At 69.1% G+C, this 17,345-nt stretch carries 16 protein-coding genes and 1 pseudogene; 11 read left to right on the top strand and 6 right to left on the bottom strand.

The genetic code is table 11. From position 1 onward, the window contains the following. Positions 1–4: 4 nt before the first annotated feature. The 4 genes from ACLZN2_RS15115 to ACLZN2_RS15100 all read right to left on the bottom strand — a co-directional run bounded on the left by ACLZN2_RS15115 (position 5) and on the right by ACLZN2_RS15100 (position 3,851). Positions 5–805, bottom strand: coding sequence for an IclR family transcriptional regulator (locus tag ACLZN2_RS15115; RefSeq protein ID WP_416978959.1), 801 nt, complete (start codon positions 803–805; stop codon positions 5–7). A 296-nt stretch (positions 806–1,101) separates the two neighbouring features. Continuing rightward, positions 1,102–1,893 (bottom strand): maleylpyruvate isomerase family mycothiol-dependent enzyme, encoded by a 792-nt coding sequence (locus ACLZN2_RS15110; protein WP_416978958.1) that lies wholly within the window; start codon positions 1,891–1,893, stop codon positions 1,102–1,104. A gap of 85 nt (positions 1,894–1,978) precedes the next feature. Next, entirely contained in the window at positions 1,979–2,911 is a 933-nt protein-coding gene (locus tag ACLZN2_RS15105) for a nuclear transport factor 2 family protein (RefSeq protein ID WP_416978957.1), read from the bottom strand. A gap of 46 nt (positions 2,912–2,957) precedes the next feature. Further along, positions 2,958–3,851: an MBL fold metallo-hydrolase gene (locus ACLZN2_RS15100; RefSeq protein ID WP_416978956.1), complete on the bottom strand. Its 894-nt coding sequence runs from the start codon at positions 3,849–3,851 to the stop codon at positions 2,958–2,960. Between the two features lie 152 nt (positions 3,852–4,003). On the opposite strand from ACLZN2_RS15100, the gene ACLZN2_RS15095 reads away from it, so the two are divergent. Next, positions 4,004–4,876, top strand: coding sequence for a LysR family transcriptional regulator (locus ACLZN2_RS15095; RefSeq protein WP_416978955.1), 873 nt, complete (start codon positions 4,004–4,006; stop codon positions 4,874–4,876). 78 nt (positions 4,877–4,954) lie between these two features. Here ACLZN2_RS15095 and ACLZN2_RS15090 read toward each other — a convergent pair whose 3' ends face one another. Together ACLZN2_RS15090 and ACLZN2_RS15085 are read right to left on the bottom strand one after the other, a co-directional pair. Then, positions 4,955–6,529, bottom strand: coding sequence for an MDR family MFS transporter (locus ACLZN2_RS15090; protein WP_416978954.1), 1,575 nt, complete (start codon positions 6,527–6,529; stop codon positions 4,955–4,957). A 74-nt stretch (positions 6,530–6,603) separates the two neighbouring features. Then, positions 6,604–7,215, bottom strand: coding sequence for a TetR/AcrR family transcriptional regulator (locus ACLZN2_RS15085; protein WP_416978953.1), 612 nt, complete (start codon positions 7,213–7,215; stop codon positions 6,604–6,606). A 263-nt stretch (positions 7,216–7,478) separates the two neighbouring features. On the opposite strand from ACLZN2_RS15085, the gene ACLZN2_RS15080 reads away from it, so the two are divergent. The 10 genes and pseudogenes from ACLZN2_RS15080 (at position 7,479) to ACLZN2_RS15035 (ending at position 17,321) form a co-directional block, all read left to right on the top strand. Further along, a complete protein-coding gene (locus ACLZN2_RS15080) occupies positions 7,479–9,089 on the top strand; it encodes an MFS transporter (protein WP_416978952.1) in 1,611 nt (536 codons plus the stop codon). Positions 9,090–9,390: 301 nt separating this feature from the next. Further along, positions 9,391–10,365, top strand: coding sequence for an Lrp/AsnC family transcriptional regulator (locus tag ACLZN2_RS15075; RefSeq protein ID WP_416979005.1), 975 nt, complete (start codon positions 9,391–9,393; stop codon positions 10,363–10,365). A gap of 100 nt (positions 10,366–10,465) precedes the next feature. Then, a complete protein-coding gene (locus tag ACLZN2_RS15070) occupies positions 10,466–11,026 on the top strand; it encodes a MarR family winged helix-turn-helix transcriptional regulator (protein ID WP_416978951.1) in 561 nt (186 codons plus the stop codon). After that, entirely contained in the window at positions 11,023–11,676 is a 654-nt protein-coding gene (locus ACLZN2_RS15065; RefSeq protein ID WP_416978950.1) for an NAD(P)-dependent oxidoreductase, read from the top strand. Before ACLZN2_RS15070 ends, ACLZN2_RS15065 begins: the two co-directional genes overlap by 4 nt. Before the next feature lie 251 nt (positions 11,677–11,927). Continuing rightward, complete coding sequence (locus ACLZN2_RS15060; RefSeq protein ID WP_416978949.1) at positions 11,928–12,827, top strand: VOC family protein; 900 nt, start codon at positions 11,928–11,930, stop codon at positions 12,825–12,827. 45 nt (positions 12,828–12,872) lie between these two features. Further along, entirely contained in the window at positions 12,873–13,850 is a 978-nt protein-coding gene (locus ACLZN2_RS15055; protein ID WP_416978948.1) for an alpha/beta fold hydrolase, read from the top strand. A 60-nt stretch (positions 13,851–13,910) separates the two neighbouring features. Beyond that, positions 13,911–15,251, top strand: a complete 1,341-nt coding sequence (locus ACLZN2_RS15050) for an aromatic ring-hydroxylating dioxygenase subunit alpha (protein ID WP_416978947.1) — start codon at positions 13,911–13,913, stop codon at positions 15,249–15,251. A 17-nt stretch (positions 15,252–15,268) separates the two neighbouring features. After that, complete coding sequence (locus tag ACLZN2_RS15045; RefSeq protein WP_416978946.1) at positions 15,269–15,832, top strand: 3-phenylpropionate/cinnamic acid dioxygenase subunit beta; 564 nt, start codon at positions 15,269–15,271, stop codon at positions 15,830–15,832. Between the two features lie 268 nt (positions 15,833–16,100). After that, a pseudogene (locus ACLZN2_RS15040) lies at positions 16,101–17,003 on the top strand (NAD(P)/FAD-dependent oxidoreductase); the annotation flags it as partial. A gap of 15 nt (positions 17,004–17,018) precedes the next feature. Then, a complete protein-coding gene (locus ACLZN2_RS15035; protein WP_416979004.1) occupies positions 17,019–17,321 on the top strand; it encodes an oxidoreductase C-terminal domain-containing protein in 303 nt (100 codons plus the stop codon). Positions 17,322–17,345 lie beyond the last annotated feature (24 nt).

Genomic DNA, 17,345 nt, shown 5'->3' with positions numbered 1-17,345 from the left:
GCCGCTACTCGATGGATGCCAGCAGGTCGGTCGAGACCGTCGCCGTCGATCGTGAGATCGCGACGGCGGCCTGGCGCAGCGCGGAGACCAGCACCTGACCGCTGCCCGCGGACGCCGGGAAGGCCACCGACACGGCGGCGACGGCCCGATCCCCCCTCATCACGGGTACGGCCATGCAGGCCAGACCGTCGGCGGCCTCCTCGCGGTCGTCCGCGTAACCGCGTGCTCGGATCTTCTCCAACTGGCTGCGGATCTGATCCGTGGTCGCCAGCGACTTGGCGGTCCTGCGCTGCAACGGGCCGGCGAGCGCGGTCGCCGCGATGCTGTCGCCGGAGTAGGCCAGAAGCACCTTGCCCACCGCGGTGCAGTGTGCGGGAAGCCGGTCGCCGACGGTCGCCGGCGTGGGGAGGCTCTTGCGGCTGGGCAGTTTCTCCAGGTACACGACGTCGGCGCCGCGCAGCACCGCCAGGTGCAGGGTCTGGCCGGTGTAGCGGTGGAGTTCCTCCATGTGCATCAGCGCCGTCTCGCGCAGTGCTGCCTCCGGTGGGAGGGCTCCCAGCGTGAACATGCGGAGCCCGATGCGGTATCCGCCCTCGTGCGGCTCGACGGCGCCGATGTCCGCGAGCATGGCGAGCACCCGGTGCACGGTCGACTTGGGCAGGCCGCTCTGCCGCGCGATCTGAGCGAGCGTGAGAACGCGTTCCTTGTGGTTGAACGCGCTGAGAACGTCGAACGCTTTCCAGAGCACGGACGGCGCTATGGCCCCGGAAGGGACCCGGCTGCCCGCCGGGGGCTGGTCGATCATGGGGTCTGACCTCCGCGTTGAGGCTAGAACCATCATTCTAGAGGATGTTACGACCCTATTTCCGGCTTGCGCAATATGCGTGCTGTTCCGATGGCCGGGAGGCTGCGCGCCCGCCACGGCGGCCTCGCGCGTCCCCTGTCCATGGGGTGCGCGACGGTTGCGGCGGGCCAGGCTGAGGACCCTGGGGCGTCACCTGTCACCTGGCCGTCGGGGGAGCAGAACGGCCCTGTGAGCCCGGGACACGGCGGCGACCGTTGCGGTGTGGCCCTCGGGACGGTCGCCGCCCTCGCTCGGCTCTAGTAACCGGGGAACACCCGGCGCAGCAGGCCGAGGTCGGCGGCCCCGGTCGCCGTCACGCTGTCCGGGGTGTGGCGCTCGGTGAGCCGTCCCGCGACCAGCCGCAGCCAGGCCTCGGTGGGGAGCCTGAGCGTGCCGTCGGACTTCTCGGACAGGTCGAACTCCACGCTGACCGGTGCCTGCAGCCGTAGTTCGAACACGGAGCCGGGGTCGGAGGTGGTGACGTGGATGACCGAGGTGCGGCCCTCCAACGCGTCGGCCCTGCCCACCCAGGCGAGCATGTCCGGCTTGGCGTGCAGCAGGGCCGCGGCGGCGTCCGAGGAGACCGTGGCGTGTTCGTCGAAGGCGACCGCGACGTCCCAGGAGTGCAGCGCGAACTCGCTGAGCCGCAGCCGCGCCGAGGTGGCCACGTCGACCGGCTCGGGCAGGAAGCCCATGTCGATGCGGAGCTTGTCGCGCGTGGCGGCGTCCAGGGACTCGTACAGCGCCACCAGGGTTTCGTCGGCCTTGATGAAGCCGTCGGCGCGCTCTCGCCGGCTCATGGCGTTCCACTTGTCCCAGATGTTCTGGTTGAGATCGGGCCCGGGATACTCGGTGTCGTCGACGGCGGCACGCAGGCGGGCCCCGAAGATCTCCGCGCCACTGCCCAGATGACTGAGCACCTGGGAGACGTCCCACTCAGCCGCGCCCGAAGGGCGGGCCAGGTCGTCGTCGCCGAACCCCGACACCGACTCGGCCAGGGAGTCGTGTCCGGTGCGTAGTACGGCGATGACCGCGTCGGCGTTGCTCATGGTTGCTCCCGTGGATGCTCGGTTGGTCGGGGAAGACGGACGAGTGGGCGGGACCCGCACCGCCGCGGGTCCCGCGCCCACCGGATCAGAACATGGTGTTGTTGTTCTGAGAAGTGGCCGGCACGTCCTGGAAGTCGTCCCAGTGCTCGATGATCTTCCCGTCTCGTACCCGGAAGATCTCCGCGACGGCCTGGCCGAGCGCCCCGGGCGTGTCGATGAGGTGCGCGTGCACCGCCACCAGGTCCCCCTCTGCGACGACCCGCTTCAGGTCGAACGTCAGGTTCGGGAACTGCTGGAAGTGGTCGGCGTAGACGGCCTTGGTGGCCCGCGCGCCGTCGGGCAGGTTCGGGTTGTGCTGGATGACGTCGGGAGCCAGGAGGTCGTCCAGGACGGACAGGTCCTGGCGTGCCAGCCGGTTGACGTACTCCAGGACGACCCGCTTGCTGTGTGCGGTCAGCCGCTGCGGTCCCGGCTGGTCGGTGCGCGGGCTGCTGAGCGTGGCGAACATGTCGTGGCCGTTGACCGACGGGGTCGAGGGCACGTCCTGGATGACGTCCCAGTGTTCGGCGATCTTCCCGTGCTCGAAGCGCACGATGTCGATGACGTTGCGGCCGGGGGCGCCGGGCACGAAGACCTGGTGGGTGTGCATGACCACGAGACCGCCCTCGGCCAGCACCCGGACGATGTTGAACTTCTCGTCGGGGAACTGCTGGTGCACGGCGGTGGCGATGGCCTTGAGCACCTCGGGGCCGTCCGCGGCCAGCGGGTTGTGCTGGATGTAGGTGGGGCTGACGAACTCGTCCACCAGTGAGGTGTCGCCGTCCTGCCACAGCGCTTTCTGCAGACGTACTGAGACGCGCTTCTGGTACTCCAGGTCGGCGCAGTCCCCCTGTCCGCCACGCTTGCGGGGGAATGCGCCGGGCCGCGCGGCGGCGGGCAGGGCGCTGCCGCCCACGAAGGCGGCTGCCGCGAGTGCGGTGGTGACGGCTCTGCGGCGGGTGATGGGGGTTGTCGGCACGGGTGTGCTCTCCTGGGGTGTCATGGGTGGGAGGTGCGTGCTGGTATCAGTGGGCGTGCTCCGCGCACAGGCAGCCGACGCCCTGCTCGATCCACTCCTGGCCGGTCCACTCCGGATGACGCTCGAGCATCAGCGCGGTGACCTCCTCGACGATGGTCTCCTCGCTCGCCGCTGAGTCCCGGCGCCGCCAGGTCTCGTCGCGCAGCAGCCGGAGGTAGTCCCTGACGTCGGCGAGCAACTGGGGACCGCCGACGTCGCCGTGTCCGGGTACGACGACCTCGGGCTGTTCGGTGAGGAGCTTCTCCATCACCGTGATCCAGCGGGTGCCGGACACATCGGTGTCGTACGGCGGGAACCAGGGGAAGATCGAGAACTGGCCGGCCTCGACTAGGTCGCCGGTGAACATCACTCCCGCGTCCGGGACGGTGATCACCTGGTCACCCAGGGTGTGGGCCCGGCCGGTGGCGCGCAGTTGGACCACACGGCTGCCGAGGTCGAGGACATGGGTGTGGTCGTAGACCTGGTCCGGAGAGACCAGTTCGACGCCCTCCAGCTGCTCGGCGATGGGTCCGCCGAACCCCCGGAACATGTCCAGGTAGCCGGCCCCCTTCGTCTTCAGGTCCTTGGCCTGTGCCCGGTTCACCAGGTACTCCGCCTCCCCGGCGAAGGCCTGGGCGCCGAAGGCGTGTTCGGGATGGAAGTGGGTGGTCGTCAGGAAGATTCTGCGTCCGCGGGCGTACTCGCTGGCGAACCGGAGCAGCGCCTCGCCGTTGCGTGGGCCCATGCCGGTCTCGACGACGAGTACGGAGTGCGTGCCGCCGATGACGCCCATGTTCGCGGCCAACTGACCCGGCAGCTGAGGGATCACCAGCAGGTCGCGTGCCAGTTCCCGCGGCCTGATGGTGTGCACAGGGGGCTCGGGTGCCGGATGTTCCGCCATGAAACGGCTCCTTCGACGTCCTTGGCTGCTGGGAACGGATTCCGCTGTGCCTTGGGCCGGCGGATGGTCCGGAGTCCAGCTCAGCGCGCCGTGACCCGGGTGTCCAACACCCATTGCGCAATCCCCATGCCGTGCCGGTATCGTTGCTGGTGATGGACCTACGCTCCCTGCGCTACTTCGTCGCCGTCGCCGAGGAACGCCACTTCGGGCGCGCCGCGCTGCGACTGCACATGACCCAGCCGCCGCTGAGCCGGGCGATCAAACAGCTGGAGTCCGACCTCGGTGCCGTCCTGCTGCACCGCTCGGCCACCGGGGTCTCCCTCACCGCCGCGGGCAGCACCCTCTACGACGAGGCGCGGACGCTGCTGGACCAGGCCGAGCACGTACGGGCCCGGGTCGCCGCGGCGTCCGGTGCCGCCGCACTGACCATCGGTACCCTCGCCGACAGCGCGGACGAGGCCGGGGCCGGGCTGGTCGAGGCGTTCAGGAAGCTTCACCCCGACGTCGACGTGCGGGTCCGTGAGGCGGACCTCACCGATCCCACCACGGGGCTGCACGGCGGACTGGTCGACGTGGCCCTCACCCGCTGGCCGTTCGACGACACGGGGATCAGCGTGCATGTGCTGCGCTCCGACGCCGTCGGCGCGGTCCTGCGCATCGACGATCCGCTGGCCGGGCGGGAGAGTCTGGCCGTCGCCGACCTCGCCGACCGCCGGTGGTTCCGTCTCCCCGACGACAGCGACCCCGTCTGGCGCGCCTACTGGAGCGCCGCCAGCGGAGAGTTGCGGGAGGGGCCCGTGGTACGCACGGTTCACGAGTGCGTCCAGGCCGTGCTGTGGAACCGCACGATCGGGCTGATGCCGATCGGGCACGCACTGCCGGCCGGGCTCGTCTGCGTTCCCGTGACCGACATGCCCCGCAGCAGTCTCGTCGTCGCGTGGAGCAGCGCGAACGGCGACCCGCTGATCCGTTCGTTCACCGATATCGCCGCCCGGTTCTACGGTTCGGCGTCCTCCGCGGGCTGAGACCGACACGGGGCCGCCCCCTCCGCCGCCGGGTGAACGACGGGGCGGGGGCGGACGGGGCACCGGGTGCGTGTCGGCCTAATGGGCGACGGACACCTCGACACCCGTCTCCGTCTCGGAGTTGGTGTTGGACAGAGGCTTCTCCGGCAGCAGGAAGGCGAGCACCACACCCACGGCGAACAGAGGCACCAGGTACCCGAAGACCGGGGTCAGCGCGTGCTGGTAGGAGCTGACCACGGCGTCCTGGATCCGGTCCGGCAGCGAGTGCACCACGGACGGGGTGAGGGAGTTGGTGTCCCCGGTGGCCTTGAGGGCACCGCCGGGCAGGCGCTGGGTCAGCTGGTCGGTGAGCCGGTGCGTGAAGACGGCGCCGACGGCCGCCGTGCCCAGGGTGGCTCCGATCTCACGGAAGAAGTTGTTCGCCGAGGTGGCGGTTCCGACCTCGCTGGCCGGGAAGGCGTTCTGCACGGCCAGGACGAGGTTCTGCATGAGCAGGCCACAGCCCGCCCCGAGCAGGAACACGTATCCGAGGATCAGGGCGATCGGCGTGTCGATGTCGAGGGTGAGGGACATCAGCAGGGCGGTGACGCCGATCAGGACGGCGCCGATGATCGGGTACACCTTGTAGCGCCCCGTCTTGCTGATCAGCTGCCCGGACGGGACGGCCGTCGCCATGATGCCCACGACCATGGGCAGCAGCAGCAGTCCGGACTCGGTCGCGCTCACCCCGTACACCATCTGCAGGTAGGTCGGCAGGTAGCCGATCACCGCGAACATGCCGATGCCCACCATGATCATGCTGATCAGCGTGGCGATGTTGAAGATCGGGCTGCGGAACAGCCGCAGCGGGATGATCGGCTCGGCCGAACGCTGCTGCGAGAGGAAGAACAGCGTCCAGACGACGACGGTGCCCGCGCCCAGACCGAGGATCACCGGGTCCGTCCAGCCGTAGTCCGTGCCTCCCCAGTCCGCGACCAGCACGGTGCCGGTGACGGCGGCGGCCATCAGAGCGATGCCCACGTAGTCGATGGTGACCTTGCCGGAGCGGCGCGGCAGACGCAGCGCGTAGGCGCACACGCCGAGGGCGATGACGCCGATGGGGAGGTTGATCCAGAAGCACCAGCGCCAGTTGGCGTGGTCGGTGAAGAAGCCGCCGAGCAGCGGTCCGACCACCGCGGACAGACCGAACACAGCCCCGATGGGAGCCATGTACTTGGCGCGCTGCCGGGGCGGCACGAGGTCGGCGATGATCGCCTGCGAGGTGATCATCAGACCGCCTCCGCCGAGGCCCTGGACCGCGCGGCCGATGATCAGCGTGGTCATGTTGGGTGCTGCACCGGCGATCGCGGAGCCCGCGATGAAGATGCCGATGCCGCTGAGGAAGAGGGCCTTCCGGCCGATCAGGTCGCCGAAGCGGCCGTACACGGGCATGCCGATCGTGGCGGCGAGGATGTACGCGGTCGTCACCCATGCCATGTGGCTGACGCCGTGCAGCTCACCGACGATCGTGGGCAGCGCGGTGGCGACGATTGTCTGGTCGAGGGAGGACAGCAGCATCGCGGCCATCAGGCCGGCGAATATCAGGGCGAAGTGCGGAGGCAGGCCGGAGGATTCGCTCTCCTCCGCCTCCTCGGCCGGGATGGTGTCGGTCACAGGGAACTCCGAAGTCGCGGGGCGGGACACGGCTTGCCGGGTCCCGGGGAGGTCGGGGGATGGCGAGGGTTCGATCAGGGGGAGAGGAGGCCGCCGAGTACGGCGAGTACGCGCTCGATGTACGGGATCGGGCTGTCGTCCTCGTCCGTGGGGTCGGTCGATGCCCAGCTCTCCATGCCGATCTTGACGGCGGTCATGGCAAGGGCGGCCATCAGCCGGGGCAACTCGTCCTGCGGATCCTGCTGGGTGCGGACCGCCACCATCGCCGCCAGGGTCCGCTCGAACGCCTGGAAGCGGGCGAGCAGCGCCGCGAGGACGGGGGGATGCTCGGCGGCCGCGCCGAACGTGGCCTGGAACTCGTCGCGCCGCGGCGGGTGTTCGACCATCCCCTGCAGGAGGAACCGGGTCAGGTCCGCCAGTACCTCGCGGGGTTCCGCCGGACCGGCGCCCGTGAAGGCGTCGACGTACTCCTGCGACGGTTGCGGCGGCTCTTGGATGACCGCCGCTTCCTTGCTGGGGAAGTAGTTGAAGAAGGTACGGGGGGAGACGCCGGCCTCTTCGCTGATCATCTCGGTGGTGATCTTGTCGAAGCCGTGTTCCCTGGCCAGCCGCAGGGTGGCGGCGTGAATCTCCCGTCGCGTCTCACGGCGCCTGCGCTCGCGCAGGCTTTCGGTGGGGCGAGGCATAAGAGAGATTCTTGCACACTCTGCAAAATATTCTGGAGCTGCACTTAGTGCAGAGACTGCATTCCGTGGTGACACGGGTCACACGGTGACGGATCCGGTGACTCCAAGCCCGACCGTCCGCCGTCGGAAATCCGCGTCACACCCGGGCCGGACGTCGATTTTCCGCGTTCTGCCTGTCGTGGCTGGCCTGTTGGCACGTGGGACACGGAGGCTGCCCCCGATTGCAGTCGATCCGGCGCACGGCGTCGTGGAGGGGAATTCTCGTGAACGGCACTACAAGGGCGGGGGCGCCCCAAGAGGGGCGGACGGTCACGCTCGTCATGGCCTGTCTCGGCGTGTTCATCGCCTATCTGCCGGTGACCACCGTCTCGGTGAGCCTGCCGGCCATCCAGCGGGCGCTGCACACGTCCACGTCCCAACTGGCCTGGGTGACGGACGCGTTCGTCCTGTCCATGGCCGCGCTGATTCTGACCGCCGGGGTCTTCGGAGACGTACACGGCCGCAAGAAGGTCTATCTCGCGGGTCTGGCAATGGCCGGAGGTGGGGCCGTCATCGCGCTGAGTGCGCAGTCCGTCGAGGTCCTGTGGGTGGGACAGGCGGTCGCCGGACTCGGCGCGGCGGCCCTCCTGCCGACCACACTGGCGCTGATCAGCCACGCCGTCCCCGACCACCGGGAGCGCGGTAAGTTCATCGGCCTGTGGGCGACCGCCCTGATGGCGGCCCTCAACCTGGGCCCGCTCCTGTCCGGAGTGATCCTCGAACACTTCGCCTGGCGCTGGATCTACCTGTTGCCCGTCCCGGTCTCGCTGATCGCCATCGTGGTCGCCGCACGTCTGGTGCCCGACTCCCGTGCCCCCGGCTCGCGACGCCTGGACTGGTCGGGCCAGCTCACCGGCATGGTGGCCATCACCGCGCTGGTCTACGGCGTCATCGAGGGTGGCGCCGACTCGTTCACCGACGTCAAGGTCCTGGTGGCGCTGGCGTTGGCGGTGATTTCCGGAACCGCCTTCGTCCTCGTGGAGCGACGCAGCGGCAGTCCGATGCTGGACCTCACGCTGTTCCGCAGCCCGGCGTTCACCGCGACCACCCTGGTGGCCATGATCACCTTCCTGGGGATGATCGGTTTCTTCTTCGTCCTGAGCCTGTTCTTCGGCATGGTGCAGCAACTCGACACCCTGGAAGCGGGCTACCGGCTCTTCATGATCACCTTCGGGGCGATCCTGGCGGGCATGCCGGCCGGGAAGCTGATGCACCGGTTCACGCCGCGGGCCCTGATCACCGCCGGCCTGCTCCTCGTCTCGGCCTCGCTGCTGTCCCTGATCGGTATCGACGCGGACGTCTCCTTCGCCTCCCTCGCCTGGCGGCTGTTCCTGCTGGGGGTCGGCCTCGGCATCGTCATCACGCCCATGACGGCGACCGCGGTCGCCGCCGTGCCGCACCACCAGGCGGGCATGGCGTCGGCGGGCAACAACGCCTTCCGGCAGGTCGGCGGCGCACTCGGGCCTGCAGTGCTGGGCGCCCTGCTGACCACCAGGGCAACCGGCTCTCTGCCCGGCCATCTCACCGACGCCGGGCTCCCCGGCGCGACAGTGCACCAGGTCACGGCTGCCGTGGACGCCGGTGGTCTGGGCGCCGTCGCCCGTATGGACCTGGGCGCGAACGCCGGGCGTGCCCTCGGCGCCCTCTCGGAAGCGTTCCTCGACGGACTGAGGCTGTGCATCGGTGTGTCCGCCGGCCTGGTGCTGTTCGCCGCCCTGGTCGGTGTCGTCCTGCTGCGTCCGCGGTCAGCCGCGACATCTCCCGGCGCATCGAACGCTCCGTCTCAGGTCGCCGGGGGAGGGGAGTCCGGAAAGCTGCCCGATCCGGTCCGGTAGGGCACGGACGGGACGGCCTGCCGATGGCGCTCCAGGAGGAGTCGCCCCCGGCAGTCCGCAGGCCGCACCCCGGTGCGACCCTGAGAACCTGTGTCATGTCGCCGGTCGGATCATCGCGGCGTCCGGCGCCTTGCGAGCGCGTGTGCCAGGCACCTCGCGCGCCCGACCGGGGACATGACACAGCGCCCTGAACACACGGCCCGCGCGGGCCGTGTGTTCAGGGCGCTGCGGGGTGCGCACGGGCTCGGCCCGCTCGTCCGGACGGGTGCCGCGCATCGACACCGGGGTGAACAAGGACCACTTGGAGTACGGCGTGCTCGACTCGCTCGACCTCAAACTGCTGCAGGCTCTGCAACTGGACGGCAGGGCCCCCTTCAACCGCATCGCGGAGGCGCTGGGCGTGTCCGACCACACCATCGCGCGCCGCTTCCGGCGGCTGCGCGACACCGTGCGCCTACGGGTGCTCGGTATCACGGACGGCAGCCGGCTCGGTCGTGACACCTGGATCGTCAGGCTGCGCTGCACCCCCGACATCGCACCGCAGTTGGCGGACGCGCTGGCCCGGCGTCCGGACACCGCCTACCTCGGCCTGATCTCCGGCGGCACGGAGGTGATGTGCGGGATGAAGCCGCGCAGTCGGCAGGAACGCGACGAACTGCTCTTCGGACGACTCCCGCGCTCACCGAGCGTCATCTCGGTGAGCGCCCACTGCGTGCTGCGTCACTTCTACGGCGGTCCGCTCAGCCTGCCGAGCAAGATCGACGCCCTCGGGCCCGAAGAGGCGGCCGCGTTGCGGCCGTCCTCCGTGGACGGCGCCGGAACACCCGTCACCCTGGACCAGGCCGACGAGACGCTCCTGGCCGTACTCCGACGCGACGGACGCGCTCCGCTCACCGAGCTCCAGGCAGCCACGGGCCTGTCGGAGGGAGTGGTGAGGCGACGCCTCGACCGCCTTCGCTCCACCGGCGTCCTCTACATGGACGTCCAGTTCGATCACGAACCGCTCGGCCGAACGGTGGAGGCGATGCTCTGGCTCACGGTGGCGCCCGCAGCGCTGGCCGCCGTCGGCAGCGCTCTCGCGGGACACGGGGAGGTGCGCTTCGCCGCGGCCACCACCGGTCAGGCCAACGTCGTGGCGGCGACCCTGCACCGCGACACGGCCGAGCTGTACACCTACCTCAGCGACAGGATCGGAGCGCTCGAGGGTGTCCAGTCCATCGAGACCGCGCTCATTCTGAGGCAGGTCAAGGAGTACACCTACGAACCAAACCGCTGATAAGTCATCGATCATCATGCCTGAAAAAGAATGATTTGACCCTCTGGGTAAGGGTACCGGTGTGATGGGAACGCTCAAACTATGCTGTATGGTCAGTCTTATGAGTGACGGTGCCGCGGATCGCGATTCGCTGGTGAACGACGAGGGTGTCGTGCTGTTCGGCGACATCCTGCGGCTGGTGAACACCATCGGTGACCGGGCCTCGCGCGTCATGCGCGAGGCCACCGGGCTCACCGGTACGGAGTTCGAGGTCCTGCTGCGGCTGGCCCGCCACCCGCAGAACCGCACCACGAACGCCCGCCTGGCGCAGGAGCTGTCCGTCGACTCCGGTGGGCTGACCCGTCTGGTCGCCCGGATGGAGACCGCGGGACTGCTGACGCGGCATCCGCACCCTGACGACAGACGGGCAATGCTGCTGGAACCGACCGACCGCGGCCGGGAACAGCTGACACGCGCACTTGAGGCCCACGTTCCGCAGGTCACCGCGGATCTGCTGGAGCCGCTCACCAGGGTCGAGCGGCTCATTCTGCGAGAGCTGGTCAGCAAGGTGCTGGCGAACGATGCCCGAGGCCGGCAGCAGGCGGCGCCGGGGTCATGCGCGGCCCAGGCGGCGCACCGGGACTCACCCCATGTGAAAGAGACGAACGGAGACACCCCGTGAAGATCCTCCTGATCGGCGCCACCGGCATGGTCGGCTCGCGCATCGCCGCGGAAGCGCTGACCCGTGGACACGAGGTGACCGCGGCGACCCGCTCGGGTCGTTCCGGCGACCTGCCGGAGAACCCCGCGCTGACCACGGCGACCCTCGACGCCTCGGACCCCGCCCAGGTGGCCAAGGGCGCCGCCGGTCACGACGCCGTGGTCTCGGCGATCTCCCCGGCCCGCGACGGCTCCGTCGACCCGGCGGTGTCACTCCTGGCGACGTACCGCTCCCTGATCGAGGGGCTGCGCACGGCGGACGTACGGCGCTTCCTGGTCGTCGGCGGGGCGGGCAGCCTCCAGACCCCCTCGGGTGTGGACCGGGTGGACACCCCGGACTTCCTCGACATCTACAAGCCCGAGTCGCGTGCCCTTCGCGAGGTCCTGCGGCTGTTCCGGGGCGAGGTGACCGACCTCGACTGGACGTACCTGTCCCCGGCGGACGAGATCGGCCCCGGTGAGCGCAAGGGTGTGTTCCGGCTCGGTGGTGACCAGATGCTGTACGCGCCCGACGGCAGCAGCACCATCAGCGCCGAGGACTTCGCGGTGGCGCTGGTCGACGAGCTGGAGAAGGGCGACGCGATCCGTCGCCGTATCACCGTGGCCTACTGACAGGTCGCCCGCCGGGCACAACCAACAGGTCCCCCGGGGTCCGGAGTTGAACGTCACTCCGGACCCCGGGGGACTTGCTCATGCGGTCAGTGGGCCCGTGAGCCCTTGAACCTCGACGCACATGCCGTTCATGACACCCGGGGATCTCCCGGCGCGGGTCCGACATGCGGACCAACCGCGTTGTGGCCTTCGTGAGCCAGCTCCTACCGTCGGCTCCAGGAATTCGCACAGCGTCTCCGGGAGGATTCCATATGAGTCTCGAGGTAACTTCCCTCGGATATCTCGTCATCACCGCCGAGGACATCGCGGCATGGCGGGCATTCGCCGAATCCGTCCTCGGAATGCAGGTGGGTCAGTCGCCTGACGGGTCCGACGACGGAAGTCTCCATCTCCGCGTCGACGAGCGGAGTTGGCGCGTCGCGGTGCAACCGGGCGCCGATGGCGGACTGACGGCCATCGGGCTCGAGGTCTCCAGCCGCGGGGCGCTCGAGAACCTGTGCAAGCGACTCTCTAACAGCGGGATCGAAATCGAGGACGAGCCGCAACTCGCCGAGCGGCGGGGCGTACTGGACGTATTCAGGACGCGTGACCCTTCCGGGCACCCGGTCGAGTTCTACTACGGCGGGAAGAGCGACCGCGAGCCGTTCGTCTCGCCGCGGGGAGCCCGGTTCGTGACCGGCCCGCAGGGACTCGGGCACGCGGTTCTCTTCGTCGACGAGTACGAACGGGTCCGCGACTTCTACGTCGGCACACTGGGATTCCAGGTCCGGGACGTCCTGGTGATGGGGGAGCCGTGCTCCTTCACCTCGCCCAACCCACGGCACCACACGATGGCGTTCGTGTCGATTCCGGGCGTGCCGCCGATGCTGCAGCACTTCATGCTCGAGGTCGACGACCTGGACACCGTCGGACGGGCCCTCGACCGCGTCCAGGACAACGACGTACCGCTCAGCCTGAGCCTCGGGCGGCACACGAACGACCACATGCTCTCCTTCTACTGCGAGAGCCCCTCGGGAGTGAAGGTCGAATACGGCTGGGGCGGCCGTCTCGTCGGCGGAGACCACAACACCGGGTACTACGACGCCGCGTCCGTGTGGGGCCATCGGCCGCCCCCCGGCACCGCCATGATGGACGGTTTGGGCACCGACTGACCCGCACGTCCGCAGGCCTTCCCCTTCCCCGCAGAGAGAGCTGAAATGGCCCTGAACGACGAAGAACTCATCACCGTCCCCGGCATGCTCAGCCGCTATGTCCGGCTGCCGAACGGAACCAAGGCCCACTACATGACGTCCGGCGAGACCGGCCCGGCCGTCCTGCTGCTGCACGGCGGGATCATCGGCTCGTCCGCCACCGCCGGATGGCGGTTCATGGCCCCCTTCCTCGGTGCCCACGGCTTCCGGGTGTACTGCCCCGACCTGCCGGGCTTCGGACACACCTCCGGCTACGAGAGCGCCTACCCGGCCGAACACGGCAACGCCGCGCACGTCGACTTCCTGCACGACTTCGTGAACGCGCTGTGCCTGGACAGCTTCCACATCTCCGGCAACTCCATGGGCTGCCTGAACGCCGTCAACTACACGCTCGCCCATCCCGAGCGCGTCAGCAGTTACGCCCTCATCGCCGGCGGTCTCGGCGATCTCGTCCCGTCACCGGATCTGCGGCCCGGACAGGAGAAGTCGGACCGGCCGGACATCATGGCGTTCGACGGCACGCCGGAATCCATGCGGAAGATGATGTCGGCGATCATCCGGGACTCGTCCACCGTGACCGAGGATCTCGTCGCCATGCGGACCGCCGCCGCGCTCCGGCACCAGGACTACTACCGTCGCCGCACCCAGCTCTCCTTCGGCGGCGAGGACAAGGACATCCAGGCGCGTCTGTCGACGAAGGGTCGTTTCGACCGCCTGTCGATTCCCGGAATCTACCTCTACGGGAAGGAGGACGTGCTCGTACCCCACGACGTCTTCGGCTACCCGCAGGAAGACGCGCTGCCTGGTGTGCAGTTCTTCTACCCGGAGGACACCGGGCACCAGGGCCAGACCGATCAGCCCGAACTCGTGAACCAGCTTTTCCTGGAGTTCTTCCGTGACGGGAAGGTGTCGTGGGAGACGGCACAGTGGTCCGGCATTTCCGACCGGCGTCCTCCGTTGCCCGAACTCGTCGACGTCAGCTGATTTCCGGCAGGAGATCCGCTTCCCGCACGCGCCACGCCATTTCGTCACGGAGGTACGGAAATGGAGAGTCTGGACAGGCTCATCGACTTCGAACAGGGACTCGTCAGTCCCGAGATATTCTCGGACCCGGAGATCTACCGCCTGGAGCAGGAGAAGATCTTCGCGCGGTCGTGGCTCTTCCTGGCCCACGAGTCCCAGATCCCCAAGCCGGGTGACTTCTTCTCCACCTGGATGGGCGGGGACCCGGTCCTGGTCGTCCGCAGGAAGGACATGACGGTCGGGGCGTACCTCAACGCCTGCCGGCACCGGGGGATGAAGGTCTGCCGCGCCGACTCGGGCAACACCAAGGCGTTCACGTGCACGTACCACGGCTGGACGTACGGAACCGACGGCAAGCTCGTCAACGTACCCAGCTTCGAGGACGCCTACTACGGTGAGCTGAAGACGGCCGACTGGGGACTGGTGCCGGTCACCCAGGTCGACGAGTACAAGGGCCTGATCTTCGGCAACTGGGACCCCTCCGCGCCACCCCTGCTGCAGTACCTCGGCGACTCCACCCGCTTCCTCGACACCATGATCGACCGCCGCGAGGGCGGCGTCGAGGCCCTCCCCGGCGTTTACAAGTGGACCTTCGTCGGCAACTGGAAGCTGGCCGCCGAGCAGTTCGCGGGCGACGCCTACCACGGTCAGATCAGCCACGCCTCGGCCGCGATCGCCATGCTCGAAGGGGTGTCCCTGGAGGCGGCTCCCGGGGGCGGCGATCCGTTCGGCAGCGTCGTCGGCTGCCAGTACTCCGACGGCTGGGGCCACGGTACGGGGTTCTCGTTCGACCCGCGCGGACAGCTCTTCCCGGTGTTCTTCACCTCCGACGTGCTGACCGACTACTACCGCTCCACGCACGCGGAGCAGGTCGAGAGGCTCGGACCGGAGTGGGGCTTCCACACCTCCCACAACAACATCTTCCCGAACCTCTCCTACCTCAAGCCGCAGAACAGCCTGCGCGTGTGGCACCCGAAGGGCCCCAACAGCTTCGAGGTGTGGGCCCTCACCCTCGTCGACAAGGCCGCCCCGCCGGAGGTCAAGGAGGCGCAACGGGTCGCCACGATGCGCACCTTCAGCGCCTCCGGGATCTACGAACAGGACGACGGCGAGAACTGGAGCCAGATCGGCGAGAACCTCAGCCGAGGCGGCGCGGTCATCCACCGCACGATGCTGAACTACCAGATGGGCCTCGGGCACGACGGGCCGAGCGACACCTACCCGGGCACCATCGGGAGCCAACTGGTGGGGGAGGGCCCGCAGCGCACCTTCTACCAGCGTTGGCTCGAACTGCTGAAGTCCGAGGAATGGCCGGTCCCGAAGGACGCGTCGGGCGTGCTGACCGCCGCGGCCGACATCTAGAGAGGAGGGTCCGGATCATGACAACCGTCGACGAGGAGACCTCCGCGGACGTGCCGGGCATCAGCCTGGACGTCGATTTCCCGACGTACCACGAGATCAGCCAAGTCCTTTATCTCGAAGCGAAGTTGCTCGACGAGCGGCGCTACGAGGAGTGGTTCGCGCTCTTCGCGGACGACATACGGTACTGGATGCCGATCCGCTACAACCGTCTGTCGCGTGAACTCGCCTCCGAGACCTCGGGCGTCGGGGAGCCGGCCAACTTCGAGGAGGACAAATCCTCGCTCTGGCAGCGGATCGTGAGACTGCGGACCGGGATGGCCTGGGCCGAGGACCCGCCGAGCCGGGCCCGACACATCGTCACCAACATCTCGGTCGAGCCCGGGAGTTCGCCGGACGAGTTCGACACCCGGTCGTACTTCCTCACGTACCGCACCCGCGGTGACAGCGAGTGGGACATGTGGGTCGGACGCCGGGACGACGTGCTCCGGCGGGTCGGTGAACACCGGTGGCAGATCGCCGACCGGACGATCACCCTCGACCAGGCGACGATCCTGTCCAAGAACCTGAGCCTCTTCTTCTAGACCCGCAACCGAGCGGGCGGCGTAGGCGCGGGCCCCGTTCCGGGGGCGAGAAACCCACCGTCCCGACGCCGTTCGCTCTCGGGGCCTGCGAGGAAGCCGGGGCCCGGCCGCCGAATGCCGTGACTGCCCCGGGCGTGACTGCCCCGGGGCGCGGCCTCCCTGACCCTGCGGACGGTGACCGCCAGGCTCGTGATCGCCCCCTGCACTCGACAGCCCGGACGCTACCGCCCAGGGTCCCGTCTCTCCAGGGCAGGACCGTCCTGACGCCGTGAAGGAGCCCCATGTGAAGGTGCTGATAGTCGGAGCCTCGTTGGCGGGACTGCGCACCGCCGAAGCCCTGCGAGCCTCCGGTTCCGACGCCGCCATCTGGATGGTGGGCAGTGAGGCCCATGCGCCGTACGACCGGACACCGCTGTCCAAGGAACTGCTCACCGGTGACAAGGAACCACATGAGGTCGCGCTGAGCACGCCCGAGCAACTGGCGGATCTGGAGCTGGACCTGCGGCTCGGCACCACTGCCACGTCCCTCGACCTCGTCGGCCACGGCGTTGGGTTCGACGACGGCTCCCGGCTGACCGCCGATGTCATCGTGCTCGCCACGGGATCCCGCTCCCGGCGACTGGCCGGCACCGCGGGGTACGACAACGTCTTCGGACTGCGCTCATTGGAGGACGCGGTGGCGATCCGGGCCGCGATGACGACCGCGACGTCACTGGTGGTCGTGGGGTCCGGATTCATCGGCTCGGAGGTCGCGTCGGCGGGCCGTGCCCGCAGACTGGACGTGACGGTGATCGAGTCGGCGTCCGCGCCCCTGGCCCGGGTGTTCGGGGCGGAGCTGGGCAGCCGGCTGGGTACCTTCCACGAACAGGCGGGAAGTTAGCTGCTGTGCGGCAGAACCGTCGTGTCGTTCAAGGAAGCCGGAGGTTCCCGTGTGGACGGAGTGCTGCTCGACGACGGGACCGAGGCGGGCGACCTGTTCGTGATCGGCGTCGGATCCGTGCCGAACACCGAATGGCTGTCGTCGTCGGGGCTGGATGTCACGGACGGGGTGCTCTGTACTGCCTCCGGGCAGACCGCCGGAGCGGAGCACGTGTACGCCGTCGGTGACGTCGCCCGCTGGTGGAGCCCCCGCTACGGCGAGGCGGTACGGACCGAGCACTGGACCGCGGCGGGGGAGCAGGCCGCCATGGTGGCCGCCGCGATCCAGGGGTCGACGCCTTTGGACGACCTGTTGCCCTATGTGTGGTCGGACCAGTTCGGCCACCGTGTGCAGGTCGTCGGCAGGCCCAGGGCCTCGGACGATCTCGCACTGCTGCGGGGTGTCGAAGAGGGCCTCGCCGCGATCACCGGGCACGACGGAGTGCTGGCGTCCGCCGTGGTGGTCGACCAGCCGCGGCTCTTCGCCCGGCTGCGCCGCATGGTGCGCGATCGCACCCCCTGGCAGACCGCCGTCGCCGACTCCGGCGGGCTCGTGAGTGCCTGGCCGTAGCCGAACAGCCCGCCCCGGGACCAC

It is taken from the genome of Streptomyces sp. T028, assembly GCF_048159505.1.
Lineage (GTDB): Bacteria > Actinomycetota > Actinomycetes > Streptomycetales > Streptomycetaceae > Streptomyces.
Note: the sequence above shows the minus strand (reverse complement) of the source record. Positions and strands in the feature narration are given on the sequence as shown.

Coding starts and splice junctions, on each gene's coding strand:
- ACLZN2_RS15115 (WP_416978959.1), bottom strand. CDS start 805: ATGATCGACCAGCCCCCGGCGGGCAGCCGGGTCCCTTCCGGGGCCATA.
- ACLZN2_RS15110 (WP_416978958.1), bottom strand. CDS start 1,893: ATGAGCAACGCCGACGCGGTCATCGCCGTACTACGCACCGGACACGAC.
- ACLZN2_RS15100 (WP_416978956.1), bottom strand. CDS start 3,851: ATGGCGGAACATCCGGCACCCGAGCCCCCTGTGCACACCATCAGGCCG.
- ACLZN2_RS15095 (WP_416978955.1), top strand. CDS start 4,004: ATGGACCTACGCTCCCTGCGCTACTTCGTCGCCGTCGCCGAGGAACGC.
- ACLZN2_RS15085 (WP_416978953.1), bottom strand. CDS start 7,215: ATGCCTCGCCCCACCGAAAGCCTGCGCGAGCGCAGGCGCCGTGAGACG.
- ACLZN2_RS15070 (WP_416978951.1), top strand. CDS start 10,466: ATGAGTGACGGTGCCGCGGATCGCGATTCGCTGGTGAACGACGAGGGT.
- ACLZN2_RS15060 (WP_416978949.1), top strand. CDS start 11,928: ATGAGTCTCGAGGTAACTTCCCTCGGATATCTCGTCATCACCGCCGAG.
- ACLZN2_RS15055 (WP_416978948.1), top strand. CDS start 12,873: ATGGCCCTGAACGACGAAGAACTCATCACCGTCCCCGGCATGCTCAGC.
- ACLZN2_RS15050 (WP_416978947.1), top strand. CDS start 13,911: ATGGAGAGTCTGGACAGGCTCATCGACTTCGAACAGGGACTCGTCAGT.
- ACLZN2_RS15045 (WP_416978946.1), top strand. CDS start 15,269: ATGACAACCGTCGACGAGGAGACCTCCGCGGACGTGCCGGGCATCAGC.
- ACLZN2_RS15035 (WP_416979004.1), top strand. CDS start 17,019: ATGGTGGCCGCCGCGATCCAGGGGTCGACGCCTTTGGACGACCTGTTG.